Raw genomic sequence first — 16,539 nt, 5'->3', positions numbered from 1 at the left:
CAAGTATTTTTTTTATTAGATAAGAGTTAGTAAGAGCCTGTTCATAATTTTTTCAGAAGTAAGGCAGTGAAAGCCAGAACTACCATTTGTAGGCTAGTATTGAGTTTTCGCTCACAATTTTTCCACAATCTTCTACATTTTTCTAACCAAGCAAAAGATCGCTCCACAACCCATCTTTTGGGCAATACAACAAAGGAACGTAATTCATTTCTTTTGATCACTTCAACGGTTGCACCAATAATCGTTTTTATTTGAGTTACAAAATTCTCTCCAGTATAGCCTGCATCAACCAGTACATTTTTAACTCCCGAGAGGTTTTCTTTTGCATTTTCGACCATTCTCACAGCACTGCTACGGTCAGTTATCTCTGCTGTTGTTGTATAAATTGCATGCTTGCGTATCTACTGCAATACGGCCCTGAAATCTTCTTGCCTGCATCATAGCTTCAGCAGTATCTGCATTTTTTATACTCTGTGCATCAATTATGCAGAAGCTTTTCCGACCATTGTTTTGTCGCAATTATTTTTTTTTAATACCAGCTCCAGAACACTTTCTTTATTTACATCTGGTTTTTCACTCCACTTCTTAAAATAGTCGTAACAATTGCGCCATTTTGGGAACTCTTTTGATACCATTCTCCACTGGCAACCACTTTTTAACACGTATAACACTCCACAAAATATATCATGTAAATCAAGTGTTCTTGGTTTTGTCTTCTTTCTGCAAGATTCCAGATCTGCTACAATAATCTCAAACTTTTCTCGACTTATGTCACTTGGTTATAAACTTCGCATATCCTACTTTATATACTTTATCCTCTCACTTTATCTCTTTTTTGAGATTACGTACAGGCTCTAAGATACAAAGACGTTTTCAGAAATCTTTAAGCTTAATAACATCCTCTCTCTTTGGACTAGTTGAGATTAGATGAATTGGTACACCTATTAATTTTTCTAACCCTTCTATATATTTTATTAAATTGATAGGCAATGTTTCAATCGACCTTTTACCTTGAGTGTTTTCTTTCCAGCCAGGAAACTCTTCATATATTGGCTCTAATTCCCCTTGTATTGAATGCGATGCGGGTAAATAATCATACATTTTTCCGCTATACTTGTAACCAGTGCATATTTTAATTGTATCAAAAGAATTAAGCACATCTAATTTGGTTAATACAATGCTTGAAACTCCAGAGAGTTGTACGGCCTGGCGCACTAAAACTGCATCGAACCATCCGCAACGCCTTCTTCTATTGCTCACTGTTCCAAGTTCCTTACCTATAGTAAACAAGCTATCTCCTACTTCATTTTTCTGCTCAGTAGGAAATGGGCCATTGCCCACTCTTGTTGTATAAGCTTTTACCACACCAATAATGTAAGCATTGGAGGATAACCCTGAGCCTGTTATTGCTTGCGATGCTACAGTATTACTTGAAGTAACAAAAGGGTAAGTTCCGTGGTCGATATCTAAAAATGCGCCTTGGGCACCTTCAAATATTATTTTCTTACCTTCTTTCATCAAGTCATTTAATATCTTCCACACAGGTTTTTTATATGAAAGAATTTTTTCTGAAATCTCTTGAATTTCCTTTAATATTTCTTCTTTTTTAACCACCTGGTAGTTAAGGCCTTTCCTGATAGCATTGTGGTAATTCAAAAGAGTATCCACTCTTTTATTGAGCTCATCTGCGTTTTCTAAGTCACAAAGGCGTATAGCTCTCCTTCCAACTTTATCTTCATAACATGGCCCTATCCCTTTGTTTGTTGTACCAATTTTGTGATTTCCATTTAAATCTTCAAATAGCTTTTCCTTGTCCTTATGTATGCTAAGTATTAATGGACAGCTCTCGGATACCATCAAGTTGTTATAGTTTACGTCTACTCCTTTAACTTTCAATGACTCTATTTCTGAGATTAGAGCGTGTGGATCAAGAGCAACGCCATTTCCTATGATAGATATTTTGCCTGGCCTCAAAACAGCAGAGGGCAGTAAATTTAATTTATAAACCTCATCATCTACTACTATAGTGTGCCCTGCATTATTTCCTCCCTGAAATCTCACAACTACATCTGCATTCTCAGAAAGATAATCTACTATTTTACCCTTGCCTTCGTCACCCCATTGCAGACCAACAATTACAATGTTATTCATCATTATTTTCTAGATTAATACATAAATATTAATGCAGTACGCTACAAATGGAAAGAGAAATCTACGCCTTTCCTACACCCCTTAAATAAAGAAATATACTGTCGATTTTCTTAATATATTACCAAATTATTCATCATTATATGATATAACTTACAGCATATTTACAGTAAGGTGTTATTTATGAAAGAGACAAAAGGAAAAAATAATAAGAGTCCAGTAGTTAGATTAAAGGCCACAGCTAAAGAGTTCAATTTTAGTAAATTAAGAGCAGATCAAGATAATAAATTAGCGAATTCCGGTGAAACAATGTTCTTAGATTTTCAAAGGATGAATTTTATTATTAACGGAAAAGAAATAGATAAAAATCTTATTATTGCATTTAAGGAAGGAGCTAAGCACCGCAAAAGCGAACTTTTTAATAGTGATGATATATATAATGACGAAATATTTAACAAAAAAGGAACAAGAGAAATAGATACGGATCATGGCAAAGCTTTTGTTGCTTCAGTACTCGAAGATATTGAGAAAGAGCTTGTAAGTAATGCATTGGGTGAGCTATGGAAAAATCACTGTGAAAATTCCAAAACTGCCAATCATCAAAAAACCGATTCATATAAGAAAGAATTTGAAGAATTTTACAATGCTGGCCAAAGGTATATCCATCTATTACCAACAGAGAAAGATGAAAACAAGGATTACCGTTCCTTTGCAAAAGAAGTTTTCAAAAAAATGTTCAGATACGCTGGGGCAGAAGTTCCAAGTGATGCTATTTTAGAAGAGCTAGTTACCAATTGTAATCAAGCAGGGTATGAGGCTGCTCCATTTATACAAACCCAACTTGCACTTGGACAGTCGTTCATAGTAGAAAATCCTAAAAAAGTAATAAATATTGATTGTGCTAACCAAAATAATGTGAGAATTAGATCTGATATGAGGCTACCAATACTCTCTGTTAAAAATCAAGTTATGCATGGCGATAAGATATGTAATCTGTCTAGTTCATTGGAATTTACAATTGAATCTCACAATGGTGAAGACTTTGTAACATACAGAGATGGTAAATTGTCACTTACTATTCCTAAAGAGTTAAAAAATTATAAAGATAATGGCAAGAGCTTGTTTGACATTATTAAAGAATATTTTCAGAAATTCTGTGCAAAATTAGGATTTAAACCTGAGACAAAAATACAAATAGAGCATGGCTTCGGTGCTCAAAGTAACTATTTAGATGGTACAATATCAACCACAGGATCAGATGCAAATGAAGAATTTATCAATCTTTTAAGCGAAAATCTCAGAGAGAGGTTATTGGGGTCAGGAGTTGCTCTAGAAGATGAAGATGTTGATGATGTTGTTGAAGTCAGAGTATCTACCGTTATAGATCTATTGAGTGATTATGCTAAATTGGAAGATAATAAAGAACACAGAGAGTTATTAATAAGTAAAGTAGCAGATAATTTAGGACTTTCCACTCAAGATAAAACAGCACCAGAAGTATTGATGGAATTAGGCTCTTTACCTTCTTTGACAAAAGGTCAGGTTAATCATAATCAAGTGCAGTCTGTTGTAAATACTTTTATTAAGTTAATTATTGAAGGGAAAAGCGAAGTATACAAAAAAGGAGGTGCGATTAATGCAATTGATGCAATTCATAAGGAGATAGATAAGGCAATTGTTGAGCAAGAAAAAAAAGCAACCAACAAACAAGATATAGAAAATGATAAATGGACAGATAGAATCAAAAAACAGAATTATTCTGCGGAATCACATGAACATTTACCTTAAAGATATTAGTAGGCTCTTTAAATATTTTAGAGTTCATGGTTACAACGGTTGCTATTTTACAGTGCATCTCACAACACTTTCTTCAAAAATATACATGTTAACATACCCTGGACGTACAAGATCACACTTATACCCAAGCTTTTCATAAAATACTTTCGCTTTTTGAAAATTCATGGTTGCAACGGTTGCTATTTTACAGTGCATCTCACGACCATAATCATGAACTTCTTCCATTAGCTGCTTTCCCATACCTTTTCTTCTATAATCAGAGTGCACCCAAAGCAAGTCAGTGTAAATTGAACCATAGATAACAAAACCGCTACAACCTACAATAATTTGTTCAGTATCATCGCGAATAAAAAAAGCAAATGGGTTACACGTACCTTTATCAACGGTTTCTTCATTAATCTTTTTGAGTAGGAATTCAATGTCTTTGCTACTTGGTGATGTGGTGTGTTCTATTTTCATCTCTCGGCCTAATACCGCATACTGATTTCTCTCTTTATCTTATATAAATTAATTAAGTAAAGTGAATACAGTATCCACACTACTAAAAAAAATGTGGCACAAAACATAAACATTGCAACCAGTGGCAACAGCAGGGAACTTTCTATTGCTATTCCACCTTTTCTCAAAATGCTGGCTGGCTGATGGAGAGTGGACCATAAATTCACGGAAAATTTTACTATAGGAATATTTATAGCACTAAAGATGGCAAATACTGCTGCTGATTTTTCTGCCCTCGCTTCATTATCAAAAGCGCTCCACAATGAAAGGTAGCCAACATATAGGAAAAATAAAATCAGCATTGAAGTAAGCCTTGCATCCCATACCCACCAAGTGCCCCAGGTTCCTTTTCCCCAGATGCTGCCTGTGATTAAGCATATTGCCGAAAAGACTGTCCCTGCAGGAGCAGCAGCATGTGCCAAGACACTAGCAATGCTATTGTTCCATACCAATGAAATGAAACCAAGTGATGCAATTAATCCATATATTCCAAGAGCAAGCCATGCAGAAGGCACATGAATGTACATGATTCGTACAATTTCTCCTTGTTTATAATCTTCTGGAGAGAAGAATAACGCCAAAGACATTCCAATTAAAAAACATGCGAAACAAATAACCCCAAGCCAAGGTAGAGCTTTCTTAGAAAAATAAGAGAAATTTGTAGGCTTTAATAAAAACATTCGTTTTGAGAATAATTGTGTTAAGAATTTACCAATTAGTTTGAGTTTTATCAACAGGATAGTTTTTCTATATTTACGTAGGTCAACAAATTAGCATAATTTCAGTAGCAGATTGCTAGCTATTATTTTTAGTATATGACCCTTAAAAAGCTTAATCTACACTTAGTATCAGATTCAAGTGGTGAAACTGTTATATCAGTTGCAAAATCAGCTCTGAAACACTTTCGTTCTGTAGAAACGATCGAATATGTTTGGTCTTTTGTAAAAGGAGAAGAGCAGATTGACAAAATTCTGGAGGAAATTAATAGGAAAAGTGATGAGCATAATTTTGTTATATGCACTATTACTGATGATGAGCTAAGAAAATATCTAAAAGATAACTGTATAAAGTTGAAAATTCCCTATAGAGCAATATTATCACATATTATTAGAGAAATTTCGTCTTATCTTGAAATTGAAAAAGACGAAAAGCTTGACTTGCATACTGAGATAAATAACGAATATTTTCAGCGCATTGAGGCAATAAACTACACTATTAATCATGATGATGGACAAAATATTCAAGATATTGATAAAGCAGATATAATTTTGGTTGGAGTTTCACGTACATCAAAATCTCCCACCAGTACGTATTTAGCTTACCGAGGCTATAAAGTTGCAAATATTCCTTTTGTTAGTGGAGTACCCTTTTATGTTGACTTGGCAAAATTAAAAAATAAACTAACGATAGGGGTAACAATAGACGTAAGTAGGCTAATAGAAATACGCAAAAATAGACTTACTTCAATTAACAACGAAGATAATAATATATATGCTAACCCTGAGAAAGTAGAAAAGGAAATTAAAGAAGCAGAGGAGCTCTTTAAACAGAATAACTGGCCAATTATCGATGTCACGCAAAAGTCGATCGAAGAAGTATCAGCAACAATTATACAATATTTTAATAAAATGTTATCAATTGACTAACTCTTGATAAGTGATTATAATGTAAAGTAATTTAATTCTTACTATAGATATGAAAGTCAAAGGGTCGCTAAAATCTCATCGTAACAGAGATAAAAATTGTAAAGTTGTGAAAAGGGGTGGTAAGATTTACATTATAAATAAGGTAAAGCCAAGGTGTAAAGCGCGTCAAGGTTCTTAGCTTTTTGTTCACCTTTTCATGTTATATATTTTTTATATGTGAAAGTACGGTGCTTATATCTAAAAAGAAGCAAAAATTACTGTGTTTAAGCGCAGCCTTACTCATTTCTTCCCTTACATTATATTTCAGCATTAGCACAATTACAGGTAAACGTGGCTTATTGACGTTAATCGATTTAAAAAAAGAAATCGAGTACAATAAACTTTTGCTAAAGGATGTCTCTTCTGAAAAGGAAAAGTTGGACAACAAAGTATTTGGCTTATATGAAAAAAGCTTAGATTTAGATCTGCTTGATGAGCAAGCAAAAAATGCTTTAGGTTATGTGAACCCTAATGAACTTATGGTTGTTCTTGACGTGGAATAGCAGTAGTGACCTTACCCAGAAAAAGTGGAGAGAAAGAAAAGAGTTTTTTTGGGTAAAATAAAATTTTGGAGGATTAGAAATGGTAAGAGAATATACAGCAGAATTCAAATTGGAAGCTGTTAAACTGGCAAATGAACAAAGAAAGGTAGGTCAACCAGTTGCAAAAGTAGCAAGAGATCTAGGAATAAGGGATAGTGTATTAGGAAAATGGATGAAGAAATATAACGAAAAAAAGTCAGCGGCAAATGCATTTCCAGGTAGAGGTAACATGGCTCCTTACGACAAAGAGAGGTTTGATTTACAAAGCAAGAGTAACAAGGGAAAGAGACATTTAAAAAAAAGCCCTGGCCAGTCAAAAAGAGTAAAATATTTTTTTATATAGTAACTGCTATAAAGTACAGGAATTATGTAGGATTTTCTGCTAGTGGCTACTATAAGTGGACCACAAGAAAAATAAGCAGTAGAGAATCAGCAAATAAAGAGCTACTCGAAGCTATTCAAAAAATATATCAAGTTTCTAAATGTAGATATGGAGCTCCTAAAATTCATGCTGAATTGAAGGCTTTGGGTAAAAGTTGCAATTTGAAAACGGTGCAAAGTATTATGCAGAAAAATGACATCAGGGCTATACTGAGAAGAAAGTTTAAAATTAAAAAACAACAAACAGATAATAGAGCTGTAGCTCCCAATATACTAGATCAAAACTTTATTGTTGATCAACCAAATAAAGTATGGGATTACTTACATCAAAACCAAGGAGGGATGGCTATATTTGGCAGCAATAATTCTCACGTATGGTAGTTAATGAGTAGTGCAATAAATAAACAATTGGTTATGAACTCTTTATTAATGGCCATTAATAGGCGTAAACCTGTTAAAAATCTACTGCTGCACAGTGACCAAGGTTCACAATATACTGCGCAAGGGTATCAATATCTCTTAGCTGTAAAGAATATAGATGAGTAATAAAGGCTGTTGTTACGACAATTCTGTTGCAGAAAGCTTCTTTAGCTCATTGAAAAGAGAAATACTTATTGATACTTCACAACACTCTGCTCAACAAACTAGAACTGCAATATTTGAATACATAGAAATTTTTTATAACAAACAACGTCACTATTAACTATTGCATTCCAGAACAATTTGATGCATCATTCTTTTTGTAAAAAACATTCCACACTTTCTCTCCACTTTTTCTGGGTAAGGTCAAAGGATCTTATGTCTTAAACCTTATCACCAGGCTTAACAAATAGGTGGCCCAATACTATTAACTTTATGGGTTTATCTTCGTTATTTGCTACTATCCAAACCCCATCGCTCTCATGATCAACAATTTCTATTGGTGCAAATACTACATAATTATTGTCATCAACAATCTTTATTCCAAGAGCACCCTCGTCACTTAAGCTCAGGGCTGAAGAAGGAACTTTATATGCAAATCTTTCGCCTGAAGGTAGCCTTACGTTGGCAGTTAGTCCCTGCAAGGATATCATTTTATTATTAGTTACCTTTACTTCTACCCTATAAGACCCAGTTTTAGGCTCAGCAATTTTACTAATAAAACTTACTTCACCTGCCAATTCTTTTCCGTCCAGCAAATTAATTTGAGCTGTGCTGCCTAGCTCTATTTTATTTACTTCATTTTCCGAAACGTATAACACTACAAGAATTTGATCGAAATTAACCACGTCAGCTATTTTTTGCCCAGCATTAACAAAATCCCCTTCGTTTGCATTGATTTTATCAATATAACCATCTATAGGAGATGTGACTGCAGTATTTTCTAAATCCAATTCTAGCCTTTTTAGGTCAGCTTTTGCACTTTGTAACGCAGTAAAAGCTGCTTCTACTTGTATTTGTGCCCCATAGCCTTTTTTATTCAGTTTGTGAGAGGAATCATACTCAATTTCACGCTGCTTTAATAAAGCTTTGGCTTTCTGAGCTTGCTCAATCCTGTCATAATCTTCTATCTTTAACACTACATCATCTCTTTTTACCTTTTCACCATCAGGTAAATAAATAGCAATAATCTTACCACTTATTTTTGAGACAAGGCTAGCTCTATGTAAGGGATTTACTGTACCAGAAAAATTTAAATATATAGTGCGGTTTTGCGGCGCACATTCTTGAGTTTTTACTGAAAAGCTACTAGTTGCATTATCGCTATGAACCGCCTGATCTTTTTTTAAAAATGCACTGCTGATAAAAAACAGTAGAATAAAAGCAATACTGGAAATGATGATTACTTTATTTCTCATCTTTAAACAATAGAATTTGTTGATCAATCTTGTTAGAAACAACTGCATAAATTTTCGAATCAGAAATGTAAGTATAATACATGTACCATTGTCACTCCATAAATAGTTTTATATGAGAACAAACACAAGATTTTCCTACAATAAGTAAGTTTTTTATTGCTAAAATGCAATTTTTAATCGAATAAAATTGCAAACAAAGTTGTGCATAAGACTGGATTTAAAAAAATCTCGAAAAACATACTAAAACTTTTAAATAATAACTTTATATCTAGTGGCTTTGCCTTCTCCAAGACGCTGTAAGTATTTCATCCCTAGCAGTTTCTTTGTAATTGCCTCTACTGTTCTTGGAGGAAATCCTAGAGCTTCTATAGCATCTTTTCTACTAAATTCTTTATCTGCAAGGCTAAGTGCCCATTCCCAGAAGAACAATTGTTTTCTTGATAATAAATATTCAGTATTCTCCCTCTCAAGAATATAATGCGCCTCATTTGCTTGCGTTTTGAGTACATTAAGAAAAAATATTAACCACGGGGAAATATCTTCTTTGCCACTTTTCCAGCTACTTTGTGTTTTATTAAGCGCTAAATAGTAATCAAGTTTGTTAGTTTCAATTATCTTTTCATGTGATACAATAGATACAAAATCATAACCCTGCTGCAACAGCATTAAATTAGTCATCAATCTACTAGTTCTGCCATTCCCATCTTGAAAAGGGTGTATTGCCAGATACTCAAAAACAAAGTTAGCAATAATAATAAGAGGATGCTTAAATTTATTATTTAAGGACCAGTGATACCAATCAATAAGCTCTTGTACTTCCTTTCTAACAAGGTAAGGTGGTGTGGGATCAAAAATTATACCAACAACTTTTCCATTCTGATCTTTTGCCTCAACTCTATTAGAACTTGCTTTGTATTTTCCTCTATGATACAAATCTTTTTCACTATAAAGTAGCATCTGGTTGTTAATGTGCAATATTGATGACTCACTAATTGGAATATCCGTATAATCATGAAATATTAGTGTAAGCATTTCTAAGTAGCCAGCAATTTCTTGCTCATCTCTATTTTTAAATTTTTTGACACGTAGGTTTTTATATAGATCCTCAACTTCTTTATCGGTTAGACGATTTCCTTCAATACGGTTAGAAGCGCCAGAAGATGTAACAATAACTGAATGAGTTAATCTTTCAATTGTTTGTGGTAGTAGTTTTTTCGTTATCTGCCAGCTATTTTTAACACTATCAACTGCAGTAATTAACTCGTACACTTGCTCAATTACAGGCCCTTCTAGGTTGAGACGCGTACTAAGACGAAAATTCTTCCAGTTCATATTCTTCTCACATGCATATTATGTGAGATAATGTGAGATAATGTGATAAAAGTCAATAGTAAACTTTATATGCACAGCAGAGCTAACTACAAAAATTATACATTTTCAAGTGATCCTAACCATATCAAAAACTACAGGGCAAAGCTGTTAGAGGAAGGCTTAATTAGTTAAAAATTTCAATCTTATGTAAAATATTGTCTTATTTTGTAATTTTCTTGTTTACTAACGAGACGATATCTACTTTTCAATAAACTCCATTTGCATTTCTTGTATACTGCTTTCTATTTGCTTTATTTGTTCTATCAACCTTTCCTCTAAGTCAAGATTACCGCTCAGCCTCGCTTCGGTTCTTTCTTTTCGTAATGCATTTAACTCTTTTAGTAACACTATATTATTCCACACAATTTCTGCAGATTTTCTCTCGTTCAGTTGGCTATTTAGTACACTAGTTTTTTCAAATACATACTTTATAACGTTAAACTGTTTCAATTCTTGTAACAAAGCCTCTTTATCGAGGTTGCTTTTGTTACTTATTACATCAATTATACGCTGTTGTAATCTTTTCATCTCATTAGTAAATTCAAAATGAGAAAATTGCTCAAAAAATATAGGACGGTTCAAGATTTCAGGAAATTCTACGGCTATACGCAAAATTACGGCCTGATTTTGCTCTGCTTCAATTAGCTCTGGAGACTTGTTATGAAGATACTCACCTTTTGTTGCTCTAGTTTTACTATTAAAAATCTGTTTTTTGAAGCTACTTCTTAGTTCACTAGCCTTATTGTAAAAATAATCTCTGTAATACCTTCTAATACTGCTGTTGCTAATAGTATTTACATATTCCATGAACTTGTGCTCAAGAATTGAATATTTTTCCGGAGCAAGTTTTTCATAATTTTGCAAATTGCTATCGATTATGTGATGCCATAAATATTCAGAATGCAGTTTTGTTGAATGGTCAAGAGCAGTCAACACGTCTTCTTTCTTGTATTCCAGTTCGTTACATATATCGTATGGATCTTTATTACTCGGCAAAGTCACAAACTTTAACGTGTATCCAGGCTCTAATATTAGCAGAGCAAGTTCTGCAACTCGAGTAGCAGCATGACGTCCAGCACTATCGCCATCCATACAGATGGAGATTTCTTTAGCAAATCTCCATAGATTTTTTATCTGTTCTGCAGAAATTGCGGTACCAAGCGGAGCAACTGCATTACTAATTCCCGCTTGATGTAGCGCTATAGCGTCCATATATCCTTCAACAACGAGTATGTGCTGTTTTTTACGTATTTCGCTTAAAGCAAAGTTTAATCCGTATAAATTCTCCCTCTTCTTGAAGAGCTGACTCTCTGGACTGTTTAAATATTTCGGCTGTTGCTCAGAACTTAGCGCACGTCCGCCAAAACCAATAACTCTCCCTGCAATGCTCTGTATAGGAAATATCAGCCGGTCATAAAAATAATCATGAAAATTTTTGTTTACTAATCCAATATCAATTAAAATTTTGTCTTCAATACCTGAAGAGTTTAAATACTCTTTCAAACCAGAGCTTGGTGCATAACCTATCTTAAATTTATCTATGATTTTAGGTAAAATCTTACGCTGCTTTAAATAATCTACAACACCTTGATTTTTTTGTGCAAACCAATTTGCAGCTAAATCAAGCGCTAAAAATAGTTTATTGTCCTCTTTTGTAATACTAAGATTTTTGGGCAGTTCAACACCTGTAACCGATGCTAATTTTTCCAATGCTTCTTTAAAGCTTAATCCTTCAGTTTGTGAAATAAATTCAAATGCATCACCACTAGCCAAGCAACCAAAACAGTAATATAACCCCTTAGTATTGCTCACCGAAAAAGATGGGGTTTTTTCGTTATGAAATGGACAGAGCCCAACAAAACTATCTCCTCTTTTTATTAATCTGACTTTTTTACCTACTAGGTCGGATAATAATAATTTTGATTTTATAATATCTATATGATCCATCTTGTTAAATTAGTAGTAGGATAAAAATTATATAGAATTTATACACATCTGACTCGAAATTTATTTCTATAACTAAAGCAATTTGGATTTACCGACAATGTAGCTATACAAATTCAAGAGCAATCCTGTCATCCAGGTAGCCCACAGAAACAAAAAACTTCCTTGACAAACCTCGCCAGCGCCCTTATCATGAAACTGAAGCTATTTATTTATCTTCTCTGTACAGATTAAATGACAAAAAAACTCAACTTATCTGGCGTCTCATGTTTAATTTTTTGCACTATGTGCACCTTATGTCTTTATCAAATTTCCGGGTTTTGACCTACACAAGCTGAAATACGCTTATAAAGCATTTAAAACATTAAAAAACGCCAACTTAAAAAATGGATAGTGAATAACTAGCTACCCTAGGGTTTCTTTTGCCTTTTTTTCTGTTTAGTAAATTTCTTAACGTTTATAATTTAGATTAGTTGCGGCTTAAAAGCAGCTAAATCGCGGTTATTAAGTGTTTAGAATAAAAAAACGCCATACTTGAAAGTATAATGTAAGTAATTAGCCAACCACGGGGCTTCTTTTGCCTTTTTTTTCGTTTGGTAAATTTCTTAATATTTATACAGAAGGTGTCATTCCAGTGCTTGACACTGGAATCCAGTTCTTATTATACAGCTATCTGGTGTACTTATTTAAAATTAAGTTTTCTGGATCTCAGTGCCAAAGCACTGGGATGACACCCTTCCTGGCGGAGATTATTCTCAAATCACAATGTTCGTACAGTTGTGGAATGAATTGCGGTATGACGTAGGAAAACCTTAGCTATAGCTTTAGAACTCCCAAAAGGTCAGAAGCATTGAATGACTTGACAGAAAGTTCAAACCCATATAAAATGTCCTTATTTCTTATATGTTAGGTATAGTATCAATTGCCTCAGATCATGCTGGTTATGAATTAAAATCAGAAATAAAACCTTACCTGGAAGCCCTAGGTTACAGAGTAGTAGATCAAGGCTGCACTGCTAAGCAAAAGTGTGTAGATTACCCAAACTATGCTGTTAAAGTTGTAGAAGATATAACAAGCAAAAAAGCAAATTATGGGATATTAATTTGTGGTACAGGTTTGGGCATGAGTACTGTGGCAAATCGTTTTGAAGGAATCTACGCTGCTTTATGTAACAGTGTTGAGATCGCAAAATTAGCTCGCGAGCATGGCAACGCAAATGTACTGTGTCTTGGTGCAGGATTTACTGCGAGTGGATTAGCAAAAGACATAGTCAAACAATTCCTCGAAACAGAATTTTCAAAAGAAAGCAGACATAAAAAACGCCTTGATAAACTCAGCAATATAACCTCTAAGAAAAAAAAAACAAAAACTTATAACGAAGATGAAATATCAAAATTCGCTAAAATGGCAGGCCAGTGGTGGGATGAGAACGGCAAATTCAAACCATTGCACATAATGAATCCTGTTAGAGTATCTTACATTATTGAGAAAATAAAAGAGTTAAAAAAATGCAATTTGAAAGAATTATCATTGCTTGATGTTGGATGCGGTGGTGGCATTTTGTCAGAGTCAATGGCACGCGTTGGCATTAACGTTGTGGGAATAGATGTATGTGAAGAAAACATAAAAGTAGCGCATTCACATGCAAAAAAAGTAGGGTTAAATATAGAATATATACACACCAGCATTGAAGAGCTAAGCAATGACAAGAAGTACGACGTGGTTCTGCTGATGGAAGTAGTTGAACATGTGGATAATTTAGAGCTTTTCATGAAAAAAGCGATAGAACTGCTAAAACCGGAGGGGTTAATCTTTATATCCACAATAAATAGAACTATTAAATCCTTTTGTCTTGCAATAATTGGTGCAGAGTACATATTAAATTGGCTGCCAAAAGGTACACATAACTGGAATAAATTTCTCAAGCCGTCAGAAATTGCAAATCACTTAAGAGAAAATAATGTAACGCTGCAAAACATGGCTGGCATGGAGTACAACGTAATAAAGCGTGAGTGGAATCTAACTAAAGGCGTGGATGTTAATTATATACTCTGCGGTTTGTTAGATTTAACTCTATAAAAGCACCATTTTCACTTCCAATACTTTGAAGGATCTTGGCCAGCTTTTATACAGTAGCCTTTATTAGTTAGCGCCCAACCGGAACGACAAGCATAACCTGTACCTACACGTTCATATCCAGGAGCAGCAACACACTTTCCATTCTCCAAGGTTTGACCTTTAAAAAGACAACAAACTTCTTTTTCTGTTACCTTTGTTACAATTTGAGGAGCACCAAAAAACACAGCAACAAACATACCCAGTGCGAAAAGTGCAGGCCAAGGCATTCTGCCAAATATTGCAAGTAAGCTTGAACCAATTATTACCACTGTAATCATTGGTCCACCTATTCCATGAACGTAACCTATTACATTACACATTACATCTGTTGCTCCATCAGCGTGTGCATCAAATGCATAGAAAACTATAAATAGAATTACAAGAAAATTTCTCATTGTTCTTTCAATAATCATGCCTGATTGTTTCTTATTTTAATAAAATTTCAGTAAATAGCTTTTTTCAAAAATTATGCTTAACCCAATCAATATTTATTTATTACTGCCTTTTTAATACTATAATTAACTCAGTTGATTTTTATCAAAATGCTAAACCATGGAACAATTCGAGAACTTTTACATCACCACGCCAGTATATTACGTAAACGATAAGCCGCATATTGGTCATGCATACACTTCTCTCTTGTGTGACGTGGTGGCAAGGTTCATGAAACTAGCTGGGAAAAATGTCAAATTTACCACTGGTACAGATGAACATGGACAAAAAATAGAAAAAGCAGCTAAAGCAAAGGAAATGCAGCCAAAAGAATTTACAGATGAAGTGAGCGTTTCATTTAAAGAATTGGCTAAGTTCATGAATTTTGAGTATGACGATTTTATTCGCACTACGGAGGAACGTCACAAAAAAGCAGTTATAGCTTTATGGAATAGACTTGAAGAGAGAGGGCAAATATATTTGGATTCCTATTCGGGTTGGTATTCAGTTCGTGATGAAGCATTTTATCAGGAGTCAGAGCTGATAGATGGCAAAGCACCAACAGGTGCTGAGGTCCAGTGGATAAAAGAAGAGAGTTACTTTTTTCGCTTATCAAACTGGCAAGAAAAATTACTGGAACTCTATAAAAATCAGCCAAGTTTTATCTTTCCTGAGAGCAGAAGAAATGAAGTGATATCGTTTGTAAGATCAGGGCTCATTGACCTCTCAATCTCTCGCACTAGTTTTAACTGGGGAATAAAAGTACCAGGTAATGACAAACACGTAATCTATGTCTGGATAGATGCATTAACCAATTATCTTACATCAATAGGTTTCCCTAGTACTGAAGGTGAGGAATATAAGAGGTTTTGGGCAGAACCAGAAACACAGATTCCAGTGTCAAGCACTGGAATGACACCAAACCAAGGGAAAACGCAGATTCCAGTGTCAAGCGCTGCAAACCTAGCTGACAACTCTTTCAACGTTCATGTAATCGGTAAAGACATATTGCGCTTTCATGCTGTATATTGGCCAGCGATTCTCCTTGCAGCAGACCTGCCACTGCCAAAACAAATTGCAGTTCATGGTTGGTGGTTGAACGAGGGAGAGAAAATATCCAAGTCCCTTGGTAATGTCATAGATCCAATTGGCCTCGCTCAAGAGTTTGGTGTTGATCAGCTACGCTATTTTCTCCTCAGGGAAGCAAGCTTCGGCCAAGATGGCAACTTTAGTAAGAAAAATATGATCAGCCGGATAAATTCAGAACTGGCAAACAACATAGGCAATTTAGTACAAAGAACAATTTCATTTTTACACAAGCAATGTTCTGGAATTGTACCAACAATCGATCAAAGCCTACTTAAAGGTGAAGAAAGTCTTCCAGGTTGCAAAGCTATACTCGATCAAGTGATGAATCACCTATCAAAGTATGAATTTAACCATATCATACTTCTAATCATCAACATCTCTTCTGAAGCAAATGCCTACATAGACAAAAGTGCACCCTGGACACTAAGCAAAACTGACAGAGAGCGCATGAATTTAGTAATTTACAAGTTACTGGAATATATCAGGATAATAGGCATTTTATTGCAGCCAATCGTTCCCAAGTCAGCAGAGATGATACTAAATCAACTGCAAATTCCGAAAGAACAACGAGATTTAAAATCTTTGTGCGACGCGTGCGTAAGTTCAGGCATAACATTGCCTAAACCTACGCCGGTTTTTTTGAGGGTTGATGCTAAAGAGGAGAAATAGTGTAAAAACTATTTCTCCTGGATGGGA

General features: G+C 34.5%; 13 protein-coding genes and 3 pseudogenes. 7 read left to right on the top strand and 9 right to left on the bottom strand.

Features of this window, described 5'->3' with window-relative positions:
- Positions 1-41 precede the first annotated feature (41 nt).
- Both ACQH2O_RS05260 and ACQH2O_RS05255 read right to left on the bottom strand, forming a co-directional pair.
- Positions 42-770 (bottom strand): annotated as a pseudogene (locus ACQH2O_RS05260) (IS5 family transposase).
- A gap of 103 nt (positions 771-873) precedes the next feature.
- Positions 874-2,151, bottom strand: coding sequence for an adenylosuccinate synthase (locus tag ACQH2O_RS05255; protein WP_070357042.1), 1,278 nt, complete (start codon positions 2,149-2,151; stop codon positions 874-876).
- Between the two features lie 180 nt (positions 2,152-2,331).
- Between ACQH2O_RS05255 and ACQH2O_RS05250 the strand changes: the two genes are divergently transcribed.
- Positions 2,332-3,936 (top strand): hypothetical protein, encoded by a 1,605-nt coding sequence (locus ACQH2O_RS05250; protein WP_174515883.1) that lies wholly within the window; start codon positions 2,332-2,334, stop codon positions 3,934-3,936.
- A gap of 51 nt (positions 3,937-3,987) precedes the next feature.
- Here ACQH2O_RS05250 and ACQH2O_RS05245 read toward each other — a convergent pair whose 3' ends face one another.
- Positions 3,988-4,404: a GNAT family N-acetyltransferase gene (locus tag ACQH2O_RS05245; RefSeq protein WP_083250453.1), complete on the bottom strand. Its 417-nt coding sequence runs from the start codon at positions 4,402-4,404 to the stop codon at positions 3,988-3,990.
- An 8-nt stretch (positions 4,405-4,412) separates the two neighbouring features.
- Positions 4,413-5,123, bottom strand: coding sequence for a heme ABC transporter permease CcmC (gene ccmC, locus ACQH2O_RS05240; protein WP_010962525.1), 711 nt, complete (start codon positions 5,121-5,123; stop codon positions 4,413-4,415).
- Between the two features lie 135 nt (positions 5,124-5,258).
- Here ccmC and ACQH2O_RS05235 point away from each other — a divergent pair, with 135 nt between their 5' ends.
- The 4 genes and pseudogenes from ACQH2O_RS05235 to ACQH2O_RS05220 all read left to right on the top strand — a co-directional run bounded on the left by ACQH2O_RS05235 (position 5,259) and on the right by ACQH2O_RS05220 (position 7,797).
- Positions 5,259-6,089, top strand: a complete 831-nt coding sequence (locus ACQH2O_RS05235) for a pyruvate, water dikinase regulatory protein (protein ID WP_006280267.1) — start codon at positions 5,259-5,261, stop codon at positions 6,087-6,089.
- Between the two features lie 49 nt (positions 6,090-6,138).
- On the top strand, positions 6,139-6,267 hold the full coding sequence (ykgO, locus tag ACQH2O_RS05230; RefSeq protein WP_006279631.1) for a type B 50S ribosomal protein L36: 129 nt from the start codon (positions 6,139-6,141) through the stop codon (positions 6,265-6,267).
- 49 nt (positions 6,268-6,316) lie between these two features.
- Complete coding sequence (locus ACQH2O_RS05225; RefSeq protein ID WP_010962526.1) at positions 6,317-6,631, top strand: FtsB family cell division protein; 315 nt, start codon at positions 6,317-6,319, stop codon at positions 6,629-6,631.
- Between the two features lie 79 nt (positions 6,632-6,710).
- Positions 6,711-7,797: pseudogene (locus tag ACQH2O_RS05220) on the top strand (IS3 family transposase).
- Between the two features lie 57 nt (positions 7,798-7,854).
- On the opposite strand, the gene ACQH2O_RS05215 reads toward ACQH2O_RS05220, so the two are convergent.
- From ACQH2O_RS05215 to ACQH2O_RS05200, 4 genes and pseudogenes are all read right to left on the bottom strand, one after another.
- Entirely contained in the window at positions 7,855-8,937 is a 1,083-nt protein-coding gene (locus ACQH2O_RS05215; RefSeq protein ID WP_010962527.1) for an efflux RND transporter periplasmic adaptor subunit, read from the bottom strand.
- Between the two features lie 201 nt (positions 8,938-9,138).
- The gene (locus tag ACQH2O_RS05210) at positions 9,139-10,221 is read right to left on the bottom strand and encodes a Fic family protein (RefSeq protein ID WP_010082532.1); all 1,083 of its coding nucleotides are present in this window, start codon (positions 10,219-10,221) and stop codon (positions 9,139-9,141) included.
- 237 nt (positions 10,222-10,458) lie between these two features.
- Positions 10,459-12,207 carry a DNA primase gene (gene dnaG, locus ACQH2O_RS05205; protein ID WP_010082533.1) on the bottom strand — a complete coding sequence of 583 codons (1,749 nt, stop codon included), beginning with the start codon at positions 12,205-12,207 and terminating at the stop codon, positions 10,459-10,461.
- 615 nt (positions 12,208-12,822) lie between these two features.
- Positions 12,823-12,912: pseudogene (locus ACQH2O_RS05200) on the bottom strand (WPE palindromic element domain-containing protein); the annotation flags it as partial.
- A 195-nt stretch (positions 12,913-13,107) separates the two neighbouring features.
- On the opposite strand from ACQH2O_RS05200, the gene ubiG reads away from it, so the two are divergent.
- The gene (gene ubiG, locus ACQH2O_RS05195) at positions 13,108-14,283 is read left to right on the top strand and encodes a bifunctional 2-polyprenyl-6-hydroxyphenol methylase/3-demethylubiquinol 3-O-methyltransferase UbiG (RefSeq protein WP_010962529.1); all 1,176 of its coding nucleotides are present in this window, start codon (positions 13,108-13,110) and stop codon (positions 14,281-14,283) included.
- Positions 14,284-14,294: 11 nt separating this feature from the next.
- Here ubiG and ACQH2O_RS05190 read toward each other — a convergent pair whose 3' ends face one another.
- Positions 14,295-14,717 carry a TrbC/VirB2 family protein gene (locus tag ACQH2O_RS05190; RefSeq protein ID WP_233395601.1) on the bottom strand — a complete coding sequence of 141 codons (423 nt, stop codon included), beginning with the start codon at positions 14,715-14,717 and terminating at the stop codon, positions 14,295-14,297.
- Between the two features lie 157 nt (positions 14,718-14,874).
- Between ACQH2O_RS05190 and metG the strand changes: the two genes are divergently transcribed.
- A complete protein-coding gene (metG, locus tag ACQH2O_RS05185) occupies positions 14,875-16,512 on the top strand; it encodes a methionine--tRNA ligase (RefSeq protein ID WP_038228048.1) in 1,638 nt (545 codons plus the stop codon).
- Positions 16,513-16,539: the final 27 nt, after the last annotated feature.

It is taken from the genome of Wolbachia endosymbiont (group B) of Schoenobius gigantella (assembly GCF_964031005.1).
Lineage (GTDB): Bacteria > Pseudomonadota > Alphaproteobacteria > Rickettsiales > Anaplasmataceae > Wolbachia > Wolbachia pipientis.
The sequence above is the reverse complement of the archived record's forward strand: the minus strand, read 5'-3'. Positions and strand labels throughout refer to the sequence as shown.

Bases quoted from the DNA above. Each gene is read 5' to 3' on its own strand.
- ccmC (WP_010962525.1), bottom strand. From the start codon at position 5,123: ATGTTTTTATTAAAGCCTACAAATTTCTCTTATTTTTCTAAGAAAGCT.
- ACQH2O_RS05210 (WP_010082532.1), bottom strand. From the start codon at position 10,221: ATGAACTGGAAGAATTTTCGTCTTAGTACGCGTCTCAACCTAGAAGGG.
- ACQH2O_RS05250 (WP_174515883.1), top strand. From the start codon at position 2,332: ATGAAAGAGACAAAAGGAAAAAATAATAAGAGTCCAGTAGTTAGATTA.
- ACQH2O_RS05245 (WP_083250453.1), bottom strand. From the start codon at position 4,404: ATGAAAATAGAACACACCACATCACCAAGTAGCAAAGACATTGAATTC.
- ACQH2O_RS05190 (WP_233395601.1), bottom strand. From the start codon at position 14,717: ATGAGAAATTTTCTTGTAATTCTATTTATAGTTTTCTATGCATTTGAT.
- dnaG (WP_010082533.1), bottom strand. From the start codon at position 12,207: ATGGATCATATAGATATTATAAAATCAAAATTATTATTATCCGACCTA.
- ubiG (WP_010962529.1), top strand. From the start codon at position 13,108: ATGTTAGGTATAGTATCAATTGCCTCAGATCATGCTGGTTATGAATTA.
- ykgO (WP_006279631.1), top strand. From the start codon at position 6,139: ATGAAAGTCAAAGGGTCGCTAAAATCTCATCGTAACAGAGATAAAAAT.
- metG (WP_038228048.1), top strand. From the start codon at position 14,875: ATGGAACAATTCGAGAACTTTTACATCACCACGCCAGTATATTACGTA.
- ACQH2O_RS05255 (WP_070357042.1), bottom strand. From the start codon at position 2,151: ATGAATAACATTGTAATTGTTGGTCTGCAATGGGGTGACGAAGGCAAG.
- ACQH2O_RS05215 (WP_010962527.1), bottom strand. From the start codon at position 8,937: ATGCAGTTGTTTCTAACAAGATTGATCAACAAATTCTATTGTTTAAAG.
- ACQH2O_RS05235 (WP_006280267.1), top strand. From the start codon at position 5,259: ATGACCCTTAAAAAGCTTAATCTACACTTAGTATCAGATTCAAGTGGT.